The organism is Fischerella sp., assembly GCF_013388695.1.
Taxonomy (GTDB): Bacteria; Cyanobacteriota; Cyanobacteriia; order Cyanobacteriales; family Nostocaceae; genus PCC9605.
The window spans coordinates 1-16,332 of sequence record NZ_JACAEU010000054.1 but is presented as its reverse complement, the minus strand read 5'-3'; the positions used below and the strand labels follow the sequence as shown (position 1 = coordinate 16,332).

The 16,332-nt window shown below is 42.1% G+C and carries 15 protein-coding genes and 1 pseudogene; 12 read left to right on the top strand and 4 right to left on the bottom strand.

Annotation, left to right across the window (positions count from 1 at the left end; all coding sequences use genetic code 11):
* Positions 1-163: 163 nt before the first annotated feature.
* From HXY43_RS07820 to HXY43_RS07810, 3 genes are all read left to right on the top strand, one after another.
* Positions 164-481 (top strand): SDR family NAD(P)-dependent oxidoreductase, encoded by a 318-nt coding sequence (locus tag HXY43_RS07820; RefSeq protein ID WP_290881912.1) that lies wholly within the window; start codon positions 164-166, stop codon positions 479-481.
* On the top strand, positions 478-1,248 hold the full coding sequence (locus HXY43_RS07815; RefSeq protein WP_290881910.1) for a class I SAM-dependent methyltransferase: 771 nt from the start codon (positions 478-480) through the stop codon (positions 1,246-1,248). The genes HXY43_RS07820 and HXY43_RS07815 overlap by 4 nt, the downstream gene beginning before the upstream one ends.
* Positions 1,249-1,485: 237 nt before the next feature.
* Entirely contained in the window at positions 1,486-2,166 is a 681-nt protein-coding gene (locus tag HXY43_RS07810) for a nitroreductase family protein (protein ID WP_290881908.1), read from the top strand.
* A gap of 260 nt (positions 2,167-2,426) precedes the next feature.
* Here the strand turns inward: HXY43_RS07810 and HXY43_RS07805 are convergent, their stop codons facing one another.
* A complete protein-coding gene (locus HXY43_RS07805) occupies positions 2,427-2,921 on the bottom strand; it encodes an ureidoglycolate lyase (RefSeq protein WP_290881906.1) in 495 nt (164 codons plus the stop codon).
* Between the two features lie 457 nt (positions 2,922-3,378).
* Here HXY43_RS07805 and HXY43_RS07800 point away from each other — a divergent pair, with 457 nt between their 5' ends.
* The 4 genes from HXY43_RS07800 (at position 3,379) to HXY43_RS07785 (ending at position 6,542) form a co-directional block, all read left to right on the top strand.
* On the top strand, positions 3,379-3,981 hold the full coding sequence (locus tag HXY43_RS07800; protein WP_290881903.1) for a superoxide dismutase: 603 nt from the start codon (positions 3,379-3,381) through the stop codon (positions 3,979-3,981).
* Between the two features lie 170 nt (positions 3,982-4,151).
* On the top strand, positions 4,152-4,358 hold the full coding sequence (locus HXY43_RS07795) for a hypothetical protein (protein ID WP_026731712.1): 207 nt from the start codon (positions 4,152-4,154) through the stop codon (positions 4,356-4,358).
* Between the two features lie 123 nt (positions 4,359-4,481).
* Complete coding sequence (purM, locus tag HXY43_RS07790) at positions 4,482-5,510, top strand: phosphoribosylformylglycinamidine cyclo-ligase (RefSeq protein WP_290881899.1); 1,029 nt, start codon at positions 4,482-4,484, stop codon at positions 5,508-5,510.
* Between the two features lie 342 nt (positions 5,511-5,852).
* Positions 5,853-6,542 (top strand): PHP domain-containing protein, encoded by a 690-nt coding sequence (locus HXY43_RS07785; protein ID WP_290881897.1) that lies wholly within the window; start codon positions 5,853-5,855, stop codon positions 6,540-6,542.
* 278 nt (positions 6,543-6,820) lie between these two features.
* Here the strand turns inward: HXY43_RS07785 and HXY43_RS07780 are convergent, their stop codons facing one another.
* The 3 genes from HXY43_RS07780 to HXY43_RS07770 all read right to left on the bottom strand — a co-directional run bounded on the left by HXY43_RS07780 (position 6,821) and on the right by HXY43_RS07770 (position 12,899).
* The gene (locus tag HXY43_RS07780) at positions 6,821-8,689 is read right to left on the bottom strand and encodes a bifunctional serine/threonine-protein kinase/formylglycine-generating enzyme family protein (protein WP_290881894.1); all 1,869 of its coding nucleotides are present in this window, start codon (positions 8,687-8,689) and stop codon (positions 6,821-6,823) included.
* A gap of 341 nt (positions 8,690-9,030) precedes the next feature.
* Positions 9,031-9,840, bottom strand: coding sequence for an ABC transporter permease (locus HXY43_RS07775; protein WP_367161468.1), 810 nt, complete (start codon positions 9,838-9,840; stop codon positions 9,031-9,033).
* Positions 9,841-9,968: 128 nt separating this feature from the next.
* Positions 9,969-12,899: a PAS domain-containing protein gene (locus tag HXY43_RS07770; protein WP_290881892.1), complete on the bottom strand. Its 2,931-nt coding sequence runs from the start codon at positions 12,897-12,899 to the stop codon at positions 9,969-9,971.
* A gap of 576 nt (positions 12,900-13,475) precedes the next feature.
* Between HXY43_RS07770 and HXY43_RS07765 the strand changes: the two genes are divergently transcribed.
* The 5 genes and pseudogenes from HXY43_RS07765 to HXY43_RS07745 form a co-directional block, all read left to right on the top strand.
* Entirely contained in the window at positions 13,476-13,802 is a 327-nt protein-coding gene (locus tag HXY43_RS07765; protein WP_026731719.1) for a hypothetical protein, read from the top strand.
* A gap of 154 nt (positions 13,803-13,956) precedes the next feature.
* Positions 13,957-14,694 carry a hypothetical protein gene (locus HXY43_RS07760; protein ID WP_290881888.1) on the top strand — a complete coding sequence of 246 codons (738 nt, stop codon included), beginning with the start codon at positions 13,957-13,959 and terminating at the stop codon, positions 14,692-14,694.
* A 6-nt stretch (positions 14,695-14,700) separates the two neighbouring features.
* Complete coding sequence (locus HXY43_RS07755) at positions 14,701-14,904, top strand: hypothetical protein (RefSeq protein ID WP_290881887.1); 204 nt, start codon at positions 14,701-14,703, stop codon at positions 14,902-14,904.
* Positions 14,905-15,070: 166 nt separating this feature from the next.
* Positions 15,071-15,796 (top strand): ABC transporter ATP-binding protein, encoded by a 726-nt coding sequence (locus HXY43_RS07750; protein ID WP_290881885.1) that lies wholly within the window; start codon positions 15,071-15,073, stop codon positions 15,794-15,796.
* Between the two features lie 386 nt (positions 15,797-16,182).
* Positions 16,183-16,332, top strand: a pseudogene (locus tag HXY43_RS07745) (transposase); the annotation flags it as partial.

The window sequence follows — 16,332 nt, the reverse complement described above, 5'->3', positions numbered from 1 at the left end:
CAAAGGAACTGGAGAAGTAAAAAGTAAAAAGGTAAAAGAAAAAATTCTTTCTTTTTACTTTTAGCTTTTAACCCTTCGCTGCGCCCCTTGGGCATGCTTTTGACTTATTTTTGCCCAATTCCCAATCCCCAATTCCCAATTCTCTCTTTTTAGGGGTTAGCCTATGGACTTAAAATTACGGGGAAAATCTGCGCTGGTAAGCGGTTCAACAGCAGGAATTGGTTTTGCGATCGCCCAAAATCTAGTACAAGAGGGTGCATCAGTTATTATCACTGGTCGAGCTGAGCAAAGAGTCGCAGAGGCGATAGATAAAATTAAACAAAGCAACCCTGAAGCTCAAGTTTCTGGGATTGTTGCCGATTTAGCAACAAAAGCAGGAGCAGAACAAGTCCTGCAACAGGTTTCTAGCATAGATATATTAGTCAACAATCTTGGTATTTACGAGCCAAAACCATTTGCAGAGATTACACCGAACTTATGAAAATAGATTTTGGTGCAACTGCTAGTGATTACGCAAAGTACCGTGCAGGCTTTCCCAGTTCATTTTTTAATAGACTGTCTGAATACGGTATTGGCTTACCCGCACAAACCATTATTGATATCGGCACAGGAACAGGAACACTAGCGCGTGGCTTTGCAACTAGAGGTTGTCATGTGATTGCCATAGATCCATCAGCAGCAATGCTCGAACAAGCGAAGCAGTTAGACCAATCTGCCAATGTCAAGATAGATTATCGGGTAGCAACTGCTGAGAATACAGGCTTGCAAGAGTCAAGCGCTGATGTTGTTACCGCTGGACAGTGCTGGCATTGGTTTGATCGTCCACGTGCTGTAGAGGAAGTTACTCGGATACTGCGAGCAAATGGCTACATCGTCATAGCTCATTTTGATTGGATACCCTTGAAAGGCAATGTGGTTGAAGCAACCGAACAACTAATAGAGGCACATAATCCAGCGTGGAACATGGGCGGTAGAAACGGTTTGTATCCTATGTGGTTACGAGATCTTGGAGATGGAGGATTCTGCGAAATACAAACATTCTCTTACGATGTATTTGTTCCTTACACCCATGAAGGCTGGCGCGGAAGAATTCGGGCTAGTGCTGGTGTGAAAGCCAGCTTGACACCAGACCAAGTAGAAGTATTTGACCGTGAACTTACGGCATTACTCCAAGCAAAATATCCAACGCCGATTCTTGAAGTTCACCACAGAGTTTTTGCTGCGATCGCCAAATCACCAAAGTCATAAGAAACATTTGAATAGTTTTGAAAGGTGAAAAAACCATGATTGAACTTTATGGTGGTGGAGAGAAAGGATACACCGATTACCCGACACTGGAAGTACAACAAGTGCATTAATCAAATAGATGTGAACTGGCTAAAAGTCGGGTATATTCCAACTGGGGAAGAAAGCATGTATATATACTCTCTTCCTTAATTGGCACGATCAATCAATCACCCATTCATCAAACAACAAGGGAATTGCATGAATCCAATTACTCAGGAATTGAACCTACAAGCCCAACCTCTGGATGTACCAAGCGCTATTTTTCAGCGTCGTTCCATCAAAACTTTCAAACCAGACCCCATTGCTCCAGAACTACTGAGACAATTAGTAGAGTTAACCGTCGCAGCACCCAGTAGCTTTAACATTCAAGACTGGCGGATTATTCTTGTGCAAGATGAAGCGCAAAAAGTCGCCCTCTCAGAAGCTGCTTGGAACCAAAAGCAAATTATCCAAGCACCTGTGACTTTTGTGTTTGCTGCTGATGCAATGGGTGGAGAAAAAGACTTGACACCGATTTACGAACAAGGTTTGCAAACTGGTGCTTGGCCAGAAGGCACGGTGAACTATTTCAAAACCGCTATTCCTCAATTTCAATCTGGACTGGGTAACAAGCGGCGCGAGTATGCGATTAAAGACGCGATGATTGCTGCAACTCATTTAGTCTTAGCAGCAGAAAGTTTAGGCTTGTCTACCTGCTTTATGAATGGCTGGATTGAAGATAAGGTGAAGGCAGTAATTGGTGCTACGGACGATCCAAATTTGGCGATCGCAGTTCTTGTTCCGGTTGGATATGCAGCCGAACCACGTCTAAACCCCGGTCGTTTGCCATTTTCTCACAATGTCTTTGTAGATAGGGTTGGAAATCCTTATCAAGATTAGATAAGCTCAACTTTTGCTATGCGGCATGACTTCAGTTTGCCGCGTAGCATGATTCTGCCAATCCTTTTTGATTAGTTATTCTTACCTTTGTGTCTTAGTGTCTACCCTGCGGGAAGCCGCTGCGCGTCTATGTGGTTTAAAAAGAGATTATTTTCACCACCAAGACACCAAGACACCAAGTAAAATGGGACATCTTTTGTTGTTTGGAAATGCAATGCGATCGCACTGAGAAAATATTTGCGAATAAACGTTAGGCTTGCCTAAACAATCTCAAACTCCAAATTCTGACTCTTCAAAAAATCATGAGTGAAATGGTCTACCAAATTTGTATCACTCAATTCTAAATTATAAAAATCCACAACTTCATGCTCAAAATATGGTCCCGCGTGCCAAGTTCCCACTTCTAACTTGATAAAACAATTCCCTGGAATGCGGAAGGCTGCAATTTTTTCTAAATCTGGTTCATCCACATTATGATTGGGAGGACAAACCGCAATCAACCAATCTTTTCCTGCCAATGAACCCAGACATTGAGTACATTGTACATGGCGAGTAATTTTATGAAATTTCCGCCCTCGACGTTCCAAGCGCATGATGTAAAAACGGGGTGTACCTTTGTCCAGTACTAATTGAGCATCTTCTGCATCAAAGGTTTTACCGTCTTGACTCGGAAAAATCACCTGTCCGTAACGACGAAAGTTTTCTGGTGTTATCCATTGTGCCTGTAATTGTTTTACTGTATTTGATGAGTTCATAGGTAGGGTTCTACTCTAGAATCTATGATATTAAAAAAAGTTACGCTTACTCTTTGTAAATTCATATCTTTTGTCTAATGTCAATATATAACCTGCGGCTTATTTAGTTTGTTGGCGATCGCGATATAATTGTCAAATTAATTACATTATTTTGGTGGCAACCATATCTGTACACAAATGATAATCATGACGATTTCGTTATATATGTGTGTTTAAAATCATACCTAAGATAGATTTTTGGACAAAAGTTCTCAAAAACACAGTTTTTTGGTAACATTTTCGTCGGGTTACGACTCAAGATTGAGGTTTTCAGTACCAGGTTTGCTAGTAGAATCGAGTTATTAAGTTTTGTTGCCAGTGTTAAGCAATTTAAACTGCTCAGCACTTAGTATGTATTTTCCGAAGCTTCTGTTAGAAGCTCTAAGACTGGAAAACGCTAAAGAGAGGATTTCACAAAATGGCATTTACACAGCCCCCCCTTCCTTTTCCAATGGATGCTTTAGAGCAATATGGTATGAAAGCTGAAACTTTCGAGTACCATTATGGCAAGCATCACAAGGCTTATGTAGATAACCTGAACAAGCTGACTGAAGGCACAGAACTTGCTGATAAGCCTCTGGAAGAGGTGATCCAAATCTCGTTTAAAGATTCCTCGAAGACAGGAATCTTTAATAACGCTGCCCAAGTTTGGAACCATACATTCTTCTGGAACTGCCTAAAGCCAGCAGGTGGTGGTCAACCTAAGGGTGATTTAGCTTCCAAAATTGAAAAAGATTTTGGTAGTTTTGACAAATTCAAAGAAGAGTTTTCCAACGCCGCAGCAACTCAATTTGGTAGTGGTTGGGCTTGGTTGGTAGATGATAATGGTACTTTAAAAGTCACCAAAACACCTAACGCAGAAAACCCTCTCGTTCATGGACAAAAAGCACTTCTCACCTTGGATGTTTGGGAACACGCTTACTACATTGATTACCGCAATGCTCGTCCTGCGTTCATCAAGAACTTCCTGGATAATTTAGTCAACTGGGATTTTGCTGCTGAACAATACGCTAAAGCTTAATTAGCTGTCAAATTTGCTCTGCTTGGTGAGAGTTACTTTTTTAAGTACTGTCAAATCAGAACATCATTTGATTCATTAAAACTGAAGACAGTCACGATGTCATCGTGACTGTTTTTGATTCAAATTGTATTAAAGCAACCTATATCTTCAACAATTGGGAAATTCAAAACATGGATAGCAAACAATTAGCCCAATACATGGAAGCAACTGATAGCATTGCCAAGCCTTGGCTGATGGTACAGCTGCGACTGAAGAAACTGGAAGAACTGCGAGAAGCACTTTCAGAAAATGAGTATGCGGATGCTTTGGCAGACATTCACCAAGATTTAATGAATTTAGGTGAATGGTGGCACGGTATCGAAGATCAGGTATTTTGATTAGTCAAGGGTCATTGGTCATTAGTCATTGGTCTTTCACAAATGACTAATGACAGATGACTAATGACAAAATGTGTGATGATAACCTAAGTGGTTGGCGCATTGATAACGGTGTTTTGAGTAATGGACTATAAGGAAGCAGGAGTTGATGTTGAGGCTGGTCGAGCGTTTGTAACTCAAATTCGCAACTTGGTTCACAGCACTTTTAGACAGGGAGTGCTGGGTGGACTGGGTGGCTTTAGTGGCTACTTTCAATTACCCACAGGCTACAAGGAACCTGTTTTAGTTTCTGGGACTGATGGTGTGGGTACAAAGCTCAAAATTGCTCAAGTTCTCAACTGTCATGACACCGTTGGTATTGATTTGGTGGCGATGTGCGTTAACGACGTGTTGACATCTGGTGCAGAACCGCTGTTTTTTTTAGATTATTTGGCGACTGGGAAGCTAGACAAAGAACAGTTAACTCAAGTAGTGGCGGGTATCGCCTCTGGTTGCAAACAAGCTGGTTGTGCGTTGTTGGGAGGAGAAACGGCAGAAATGCCTGGTTTCTACCAAGCGGGTGAGTATGATTTGGCTGGGTTTTGTGTAGGAGTTGTAGAAAAAAGCCAGCTGCTTGATGGTTCTCAGGTACAAGTAGGAGATTTAGCGATCGCCCTTGCTAGTGCTGGTGTTCATAGCAATGGCTATAGTTTGGTGAGAAAAATTATCAGCGATCGCGGATTTGCCTGGAACGATACCCCAGATTTACTCGCTGGTAAAACTTTAGGAGAGACTTTTCTCACACCTACTCGCATTTACGTTAAACCTGTTCTGGCTGCACGTCAAGCGGGGTTAGAAATTCACGGTATGGCTCACATCACAGGCGGTGGGTTGCCAGAAAATTTACCTAGATGTTTGGGGCAAGGGCAAGCGATTAAAATAGACCCTAGCAGTTGGTCAATTCCGCCTGTATTTCAATGGCTAGCTGAGGCTGGTTCCGTCAGTCCTCAAGCAATGTATCACACCTTCAATATGGGAATAGGTTTTGTATTACTAGTACCTCCCCAACAAATACAACAAGCAATTACTCATTTTGAGTCACAAAATGTTGCGGTTCATATTATTGGTGAAGTAATTACTGGTTCAGGCGAATTAGTAGGACTACCTGAATAAATGCTAAATTTAACACTCTCAGCCAAGTTTTTCTCTTGTCTTAGTGAGTGTTTTTTTGACTCAATCCATAAATATTGCAGTCATTCTTTCCGCAAAATTTTTATGTGGAAATAACGGTAATATTGGGCAATATTTCTTACTTTTACTGATATTGGCAATCGAAAATACTCATGACTGCTCGCATTTGAATTTGCTAACGTAGTCTTAACATATTGAAAAATTTTACCAACCAAGCCCAAAAAAAGGGCTGCCAACACTAGAAGAAGGTGCTGGTATTTTCCTAGATATGGATATGAAGTGTTGGAGTGTTAACTATCACCTATTTTAGTGACAGAGGGGGTTATGGCTGTCAATTTTGTCCGTACTGCTTTTACTGATAAAGAATCCTTAGAGGAAGTATTTCAAAACATTGATGCTCAAAGTTGTCCGAAGTACTTCAACTTTCACATGCACACCGTCCACTCTGATGGAAGATTGCAGCCAAGTGCATTGATGCAACAAGCGATCGCGATCGGCTTGGAAGGGATGGCAATCACCGATCATCATAGTATTTCTGGTTATCAAGCAGCACTAAGCTGGTTGGATGATTGGAAGTGGAACCACCCAGGTGCAAAGGTTCCTCACCTTTGGACTGGTGTAGAAATTAATGCCCATTTATTGGGTGTAGAGGTTCACATCTTAGCTTATGCGTTCGATCCCGAACACACCAGCATCAAACCATATATCCAAAGAAGAATTGCTACTGGGGAAGAATATAAAGCAACTAATGTCATTGCTTCGATTCAAAAAGCAGGTGGACTAGCAGTGCTTGCTCACCCAGCACGTTACAGGCGATCGCACTTAGATTTGATTCCTGCTGCTGCTGAAATTGGTATTAATGGTGTGGAAGCTTTCTACGCCTACAATAATCCTAACCCTTGGCGGCCGAGTGCTTTAGAATCGCAACAAGTGCAACGGTTAGCTGCTGAATACGGACTTTACAATACCTGTGGTACTGATACTCATGGTTTAAGCCTGTTGCAGCGATTGTAATCATGAAGTTAATGTATTTTCGACTTACTCCTGGTTCAACCAGCCAGGGGATTAATTAAAGTTTGAGTTTACATATAATGCATTTTTATCTTCTTCCTCTTCTTCCTTTGTGTCCTTTGTGCCCTTTGTGGTTAACTAAAAAAATGCTAGACTAGACCACAGCAATCCGATTTGAGTTGTAAGATTTTTTTGGAAACAAACCACAAAGGACGCAAAGTACACAAAGATAAAGATACAAAGAGAGATTTTCAGTAACGATTTAGGTAGGATTGCTATCACTAAGAAATCCAACCAAAAGCAGCAGCTACAACCCGAAAGCCACATAACCGCAGTCCACCATCTGCTTCGTTCCAGCTGCGACTGGCGCAACGACAAAGTTCAGGAGTAAAACTCCAAGAACCACCCCGCAGTACCCGGCGATGCATATCTCCGCCAATTTCCCAGACGCTTCCATCACCAGGAGCACCATAGTAATTTTTATGCCAAGGGTCAGCGCACCATTCCCAAACTAACCCATGCATATCATACAATCCAAAGGCATTTGCTATACCAAAACTGCCTACAGGTGTTGTTTCTTTGCGGTTGTTGCTCTTTGTTTCTGAAGATTCGCCGCTACTACAATTTGCGAACTCAGCAGTAATTGTTTCACCAAAGTGGAAAGGTGTTGTTGTACCAGCGCGACAAGCATATTCCCATTCGGCTTCGCTGGGTAAACGATAATGTCGTCCAGTTTTTTTCCACAGTCGTGCACAAAATTCTACCGCTTCGTGCCAAGATACATTTTCTACTGGTCGATTTGCACCTTTGAATTTCGATGGATAGGGATTCAAAGATTGTTTGATTTTGGGTAAAGCTGCTACTGCCTTCCACTGTGCTTGTGTAACAGGATATTTACCCATAAAAAAAGGTTCAATGCTGACTTGATGTTGCGGACGTTCGCTTGCATCTCCTTCATCTTCACTTGAACCCATCACGAAAGTACCGCTGGGGATAGCTACCATATCCATAGTTATCCCATTTCCCAAATCTTCTGCATAGTACTTAGCTGTACTATAGTTCTGACTAATTTTCCTACCTTTGGCGTCTACTGTTACCGTTGCAAATTCAAACGCTTCCAAGGCAGGAAATGCAGGTGTGATTGATTGTGAGGTTGTTGTAGAGAATTGCGCTCGGGTAGGCGTGAGAATTTGCGGTACAGTTGGGACAACAGAAGATGCAAAATCAGATTTTTTCGCATGTAAATCTTTGAGAACTTCTGCCGCTGATTGATACCTTTCTGATGCTAAATGTTTGAGTAATTTATCCAGAATTTGCCCTAAATCTTGGCTAACACTAATGCCTTTTTCTTGCACAACTTCTCGCCATAACCATTTGCAACTCATGGGATCAAAAAGGCGATCGCGCATCTGTCCATAAGTATCTGTTACAGGCAAACATTTAGTCAAAAGCCGCACACAAGTTACACCCAAAGCGTATAGATCGCTGGCGTGGCAAGCAAATCCAGCCATTTGCTCGCTAGGTGCATAACCGAGTGTATAAAGGACTGTGGCTTGTCTAGCTAAACTCGTTTGCGTTACCTGTTTAGCACCACCAAAATCAATTAATACCAGTCTGCCATCCGTTTGACGGCGGATAATATTTTCGGGTTTGATATCGCGATGAATGACGTTGCGTGAATGGATGAATTGTAGAACTGGCAATAAATCGGCTAAAAGTTCTCGAATTTTTTCTTCAGTAAAAGTTTGTTGCTGAACTTCTATGGAGAGAGTATTTCCTTGAATAAATTCTTGTACCAGATACAAGCATGTACCTTGTTCAAAGTAAGCAAGCAATCTCGGAATTTGCAGATGATTTTCTCCTAGTTCATATAATCGAAAAGCCTCTTCTTTGAATAATTCTGCTGCTTTGATGCGTTCGGAAGTTCCATGAACTTGCGGAAAAAATTGCTTGATGACACAAGGAGCATTGAGTCTATCAACGTCTTCTGCTGCATAAGTTCTACTAAATCCACCTTCACCTAATAATCTTAATACGCGGTAACGGTTTCGCAGCAATCCGCCAAAGTTGCTATGTCCGCAACTAATGCAAAACCTATTGCCATCAGCGTTGAAGGGATTTGAGCAATTGGGATTTTGGCAGATTTGCATATCGGAGCCAGCGATTACATCTTCTCCAGAGTAAGCCCAACACTATCTATATGGCATCGAAAACAGATATATGGACAAACAAACACAAACAAATTCTCATCTGGCAACACCCACACACAATATCGTACAGATGAAGAATTTCTTTATTTACTTGTGTATCTGTACCTTAGAACTTTTTAAATATAAATATGACCACACGAATTTCCACTTTACAAAGAATATTACTGGAGCCTTTTGCTGTTGTCAAGAGCTTGTGACGAGAGGGGCATTGGGCATTGGGCATTGGGCATCGGGCATAGTTAACAACCACTAACCACTAACTACTAACCAATGACCAATGACTATTTTTTTTCAGATGAAGCGCGAATCAATTCAGCGACAAAAGCGATGAGTGCAGATACTAAAATCAAGATGACGCTGAGAGCGTTGATATCGGGTTTGACTCCTGTTCTGATGCGGCTGAAAATTTCCATTGGTAGGGTACTGGCACCACTGCTAGCAGTGAAAGTGGCGATGAGAAAGTCATCCAAACTCAGGACAAATGCCAACAGACACCCAGCGATGATACCAGGCATTAACTGGGGTAATAATACTTTTGTGAAAGCTTGCACTGGTGTAGCTCCTAAGTCTAGTGCAGCTTCTTCTAGATGGGGATTTAAGTTAGTTAGCCTGGATGAAACAACTAAACCAACGTAGGCGAGACAGAATACTATATGCGCTGCGATAATAGTCCATATACTCAAAGGAATAGCAAATGCTGCCAGAAAAACTAAGGTGGCTACGGCGATCGCAATATCAGGAATAATCAAGGGTAGGTAAGAAATACCGCGATACAACGCTTTACCCGGAAATTGATAACGCGCCAATCCTACAGCCATCAAAGTTCCCAGCACTGCTGAAATACCTACGGCACTAAAAGCTACGATTAAACTGTTTTTCAATGCTAATAAAATCCGTTCATCGCTGAATAAATGGCGATACCAATCTAAAGTAAAACCTTGCCATGTGGCACTATAAGGCGACTGATTGAAACTGTAAAAGGCAAGTACCAAGATTGGCAGGTACATGAAAACAAATGTAATTAACGAGAAAACCGCTTGCCAAGATAAGACACGCGGTTTTTTTGTTGATGGAGATATACTCACGTTCATAAGCTCTATTTTATAGCTCGTGATAATACCATATTTAGCTTCAAAATTCAATAGTCGTTTTGTTGTTTGTTGGTGGTTGGTAGTTGTTTGGAACCAACAACGAACAACTAACCACTAACAACTAACAACTAACCCCTTTTTCTAGACAAATCTGCGATCGCCATCAGTAATTGATCTGCGTCCAGTGGCTTGGCGATGTGGATTTGAAAACCAGCTGCTAATACCTGTGAGCGATCGCTATTTCCGGCGTAGGCAGTGAGCGCGATCGCTGGTATATTGCCGCCGCGTTCTGGTGACATGGCTCTAATTTGATGAATCAAACCGTAGCCATCTATCTCAGGCATCCCGACATCACTAATTAAGAGATCGTGCTGCGACTGTGCTAGCACAGCTAAAGCTGCGCCTGCTGATGCTGCAACAGTTACTGTTGCTCCATATTCTTTTAACAAATAGCAAAGAAAATCTCGCGTATCGGTGTCATCATCAACTATTAGTATCCGCAGTCCAGCTAAGGATGAAGGAGTATCTTTTCCCTCTCTCCCTGTCTCCCCCTCTCCCTCTATCTTCTTCATCAGGGGCAACTTGACGGTGAATGTTGCTCCTTGCCCTTCTCCCGGACTATCTGCCGTAACGATACCGCCGTGCAATTCAACCAAGTGGTGAACTATTGCCAATCCTAGTCCCAGTCCGCCAAATTTCCTAGTTGTACTGCTATCTGCTTGACGGAAGTATTCAAATACATAGGGCAGAAACTCAGGTGCGATACCAAGGCCTGTGTCTGTGACTGTGATTTGGGCATAGGGGATTGGTGATTGGGGATTGGTGATTGGGGATTGGGAAAACTCTTTCCCAGTCCCCAGTCTCTTTGATAGGCGTACTTCTACTTTGCCGCCATCAGGTGTGAATTTAACGGCGTTGGAAAGTAAATTGCTAACGATTTGCTGCAAGCGATTGAAATCACCCCAGACGATGTAAGAAGAGGGGGGGATGGGGGGATGGGGGGATGGGGAGAAATTCTCCCACTCTCTCCCTCTCCCACTCTCTCCGGAAGAGGGTATATACTCAAGTTGAATTTTTTTGGTTTGTGCGGCTAATCGTACTGTTTCCAAAGCCGCATCAATTACAGATGTTAAATCTACCGCAGCATTATTTAAGCTCAGCTTACCTCGAAGAATGCGGGAAACATCTAACAAGTCATCAATCAGTTGAATCTGTAACTTTGCATTTCGCTCGATGGTATCCAAAGCACGTCCTGTAGCTGCTGGATCTAGCTTGCGGCTTTTGAGTAGTTTTGTCCAACCAAGGATGGGGTTGAGGGGCGATCGCAATTCGTGGGAGAGAATAGCTAGAAATTGATCCTTGATCCGGTTTGCTGCTTCTGCTTCTGCACGGGCGGCTTTTTCTCGCTCTAACAACTGGGCGCGTTGTGCTTCGATCTGTTTTTGATCGTGAATATCGGTACAAGTGCCGAACCATTTGACGATATGTCCTTGGTTATCTCTGAGGGGATAGGCCCTTGCTAAATGCCAACGATATGTGTCATCACTAGCTCTCTTGAAACGCTGTTCACACTCGAAGAGTGTTCCTGCTTGCACTGATTGCTGCCATCGTTGGATAATTACTTTTAGATCTTCAGGATGCAGCACTTTTTGCCATCCATATCCAAGAGTTTCCTCTAGGCTTAAGCCTGTGTAATCGATCCACCGCTGATTAACGTAATCTGCCAAGCCTCGTGCATTTGTAGTCCAGACCATTTCGGGGATAGCCTCAGCAAGCGTGCGATAGCGTTCTTCACTTTGACGCAGTGCTTCATCGGTGTGCTTGCGCTGGGTAATGTCTTGAGTTGTACCCATCATCCGTACTGGCTTGCCCATTGCATCGTATAAACACCGACCTTTGGCTGCGATCCAATGCACGCTACCATCAGGCCAAATCGTGCGGTATTCAATATCACAATCAATTTTTCCTTCCAGAGTGCTGGTGACTGCTTCATGGATGCGATCGCGATCGTCTGGATGTAAACAATTCAAAAAAAGTTCGTAACTCATTTCCGTGTTGGCAGGGAGTCCAAACAACTGCTTACACTTTGGAGTCCACACGAGTGTATTGGTATTGAGATTCCAAAACCACATTCCCAACTCAGCAGCTGCTGTTGCCAATCGAATGCGTTCTTCACTTTCTCGCAAATTTGCTTCTACTTGTTTGCGATCGCTAATATCGGCGGTGACACCAACTACCCTTACTAGGCGATCGTTTTCATCCCGCACTGCCAATCCCCGATCTTCCACCCAAATATAGTGGCCATCTTTGTGACGAATGCGGTACTGAGTACAAAAACGGTTTCCCTTTGCCAGACTAGCTGTGAAGTCGTCATGAGCTTTTTGTAAGTCACCGGCATAGATGCGCGATCGCCACCATTTTGAAGTCGGCTCAGTTTCTGCTAAGGTATAGCCTAAAAGCTCAGTCAGACCCTGAGTCCTTTCTAAAGTATCATTCTGAATATCCCAATCGTAAATTAGGCAATTAACTGCTGCTGCCGCTAGTTCAAATCGTTCATAACTCTGCCGCAGGGCAAATTCTGTACGCCGTTGCTCGGTAATATCCTCTGCCAGATTTGCTAATGCCGTAATTTCCGCAAAAGTTGTGACAACGGCATAGGGTGTATTTTCTCCTGGTAGAAACAGAGGTTGTGAGTTAACTAATAGCCAGACTAGTTGACCATGTGGTCGATCTAAACCCATAACAACATTCAAACAAGCTTTGCCCGTATGTAGAGCAACCATAGCTGGATGAGTTGCATCAGAAAAAGGAGAACCATCTTCACAAATAGCTTTGCAGGGCAGATCTAACCAATTACGCCCGATTAACTGCTCTGCTGTCAGTCCTAAAATACGCTCAGCTATGGGATTGCAAGCCTGGATGCTACCATTGGCAAGTTGAAGCACCATTGCCTGTTCTTCGTAGGCGATTGCTGTCAGCTTGGCTTGTCCATTTGCCTGCTGCTGTCGAGCTAAATTGCGATCGGCCAGTTGTTTTAGAGACTGTTCAAAGTCTGGCATTTTTTATTATAGTTACAAAAATATGTAAAACTTTATTCACGCCTATCTCTTATGACATATATCTTATTCTAAAATCCTCTATCTTGAGAGTGAGGGTAAATAATAAATATTATTTATTTCTTGAACTTAGATAATTATTTTAACAGACCTCTTGCAGAAGTCCGGGAAAGTATCAAAGATATGAAGTTTTTCCTTTTCCGTACCTTTGAAATTCACAACGACCTCTCCAGAAGAAACTTTTGCTAGCTCAGTCTCTGAAAAAATATCACAACGGCAGCATCAGCATCCGTGTTCTGTCATCTCTTCAGCTTTTGTCACGCCATTGTCCAGTTATGTCTCATTGTTAGTTGTAGTTCACAAAAACCTTTTGATTTATACCTACCAACTTGCATAAAAGTCAACTCCACCTAATGAAAGAGTTAATCGAGATTTTGATTGTCTAAAGTAAATTTAAGTAGTTGGTAGTTTCCCACTAACCACTATCTACTCACAGCCAACACTAGTCATAAATTTATTCACGCTGACTTACTAGACTTACTAAGCGATCTTTGAATTGAAAAAGAGTGAGATAATTCTATGAATACTCAGGAAAAAAATCAAATAAACCAACCTGTAAGTGAAGATTGGCATGCTCAAGAAGAACCAAACGTTAAGGAACAAAACTTAACAGTAAATCCAGGCGACAGAATTGATCGATCTCAAACAATTGAAGAGAAAAGCAAGCAGGTTGCGGTAGATGTTCCTGACATTACGGGAGACTGGATTAAAGTACCCACTTACTTTATTGTGGAATATCCAAATGGTGAAAAAAAGGCACTCCACCATGTCAAGGATGCCGAAGAAATTTCTGATGTAATTCGACAAGCACGGGTTGATGAAAACGGAAATCGGATTTGGTGGTAATTAGTTGTTTGTTGTGTGTTGTTTGTTGTTTGGTGTTGGTTGTTTGGAACAACTACCAACCACCAACCACTAACTACTAACCACTAACCACTAACCACTAACCACTAACTACCAACTACCAACCAATTTTAAGATTATTGGAGTATCTACCGCAATGGTAAACCTTATAGTTGCTGACAAGCTAAATTACCGCAGTACGCAAGAACTCAAAAATGAACTACTGGAACTAGTTAAAGGTCGAGATACAGAACCTTTAAAGACTAAAGTAAATTTTTACAATCAAGAATTGCAGTTGTATTTTGAAGAATTAAGCCGACGCAATCCTTTTCCTGTAGTTGCAGATCAATTACCAATTGTGCTTGGTGTGTGGGCACCGATATGGTCTACTATACCTTTCCACGATAGTTTGCCAGGACGGATAGGCGAACAGTCTTATCAAATTTTTCATGACGATGGCTTCTATGCTAATATTGCCCGTTATGCACCAGGTCATCAGTCGTCTTTCTGGCAAAAAGTTGCATCAAAGTTACCTACTTACGATTTCATGGTGATGCAAAGATATGCAGTTCGCAATGATAACTGGTGCATTCAAAATGTAGGAATTTTTCAAGCATTTAGAAACAGAGAAATTCCTCTAACCATTGATGATGCTGATAATTGGTTTACTGATGTAGTTAACTCTAAAGTTAAGCCAGATCTGGAAAAAGGTGAATTACCAAAAACACTCAAATTAGAGAATTTGGACAAAAATACAATCAAGAAATTTGAAAAAACATACTTAGCCAGTCCGCTGTTTGAGCATGTATATGTAGATCGTGATTTGCGGCTTGTGAAAACGCAACGAGAACCGTCACAGCGACCGAGTTACACAATTGCTGTTCGCAGGCGATGATAATTTATGTTATTGCTACAAAGACAAGTTACTGGCGCTGGCGGCTACAACTACTTACTATTTTTGCCTCAAGGCTATCAAACAGAAGAGTCTGTTTGGCCGATGATTTTATTTCTGCACGGTGCGGGAGAACGAGGTTCTAATCTAGAGTATGTCAAAACGCACGGAGCTGACGGGGCGACAACAAGAGCTACGATGCAGACAGAATAAGCCTCATAGCCCTCTGACCACGTTGATAATACTTCTGTATAAGCTTTTTAGGTACTTTGTCGCCCCGTCAGCCAATCCTGATAACTATAAATAGGAAGTAGTCGGATGAAGGGATGAGTAGAGATAATGAAGAAGAGAGGAACAAATAACAAATGACGAATAACAAATGGAAAATAATAAATCATCAATCATTAGGTTAGAAAATATCTTTAAAATCTACGGCAGTGGTGAAACGGAAGTCAAAGCGCTAAATGATGTCAGCTTAATTATTGAACAGGGTGAATATTGTGCGATTATGGGAGCGTCTGGTTCTGGTAAATCCACAGCTATGAATATTATTGGTTGTCTGGATCGCCCCACATCAGGGCATTATTATTTAGATAACCTCGATGTGGCACAGATGGATGATACCGAACTGGCACACATTCGCAACAAAAAAATAGGGTTTGTCTTCCAGCAATTCCACCTCCTGTCTCAGCTATCAGCACTAGAAAATGTAATGTTGCCAATGGTGTATGCTGGTGTGAACTCTGGTGAAAGACGCGATCGCGCTGCTGAAGCACTGACAAGAGTAGGCTTGGAAAAACGTCTCAACAACAAACCCAATCAACTTTCAGGGGGACAGCAACAACGGGTGGCGATCGCCCGTGCTATAGTTAACCATCCGGTGTTACTGCTAGCCGATGAACCTACTGGCGCACTTGATTCACGTACCACCCAAGAAGTATTATCTATCTTCGGTGAACTTAATGCCACTGGTATCACAGTCGTCATGGTAACTCATGAACCAGATGTTGCCCGTCAAACACAACGTATTGTTTGGTTCCGCGATGGTGAAGTGGTACACTCACACATGATGCCAGCTGACTTGAGTCACATGGCAGTGTCTTGACTTTTGGTTAGTGGTTAATGGTTAGTCGTTAGTAGTCGATAATTATCTACTAACTACTAACTACTATCTACTAACTCATACTTAAAGATTTGCATTTTGAATTTTTAATTTTTAATTGTTTAGGGGCTTGTACCCGAAAATAAAGACCCTGTCCTTAAGGACGGGGACTAACTAAAAATTTTTATTTCTTCTTAATTTTGCATTTTGAATTTTGAATTTTCAATTGTTTCGGTCAACAAGTTCTCAAACGAGTCAAACAGTCTCAGCAACAATCTCGCTTAACAACCATCTGGGTTGATGGCGGCTTTGATGGCGAACCTTTCATGCAGTGGGTGATGAATTTTTGCCGTTGGATTATCCAAGTGGTTCTGCGACCGGAGGAAACCAAGGGCTTTACCGTACTCAAAAAACGTTGGCTGGCTCGTCGAGCGGACTTTTGGTTGGTTTATGGGATGTCGGCGATTAGTTCGCGATTATGAATTATTACCCGAAACATCAGAGACTTTTTTATATATTGCCATGATCCGCATTATGGT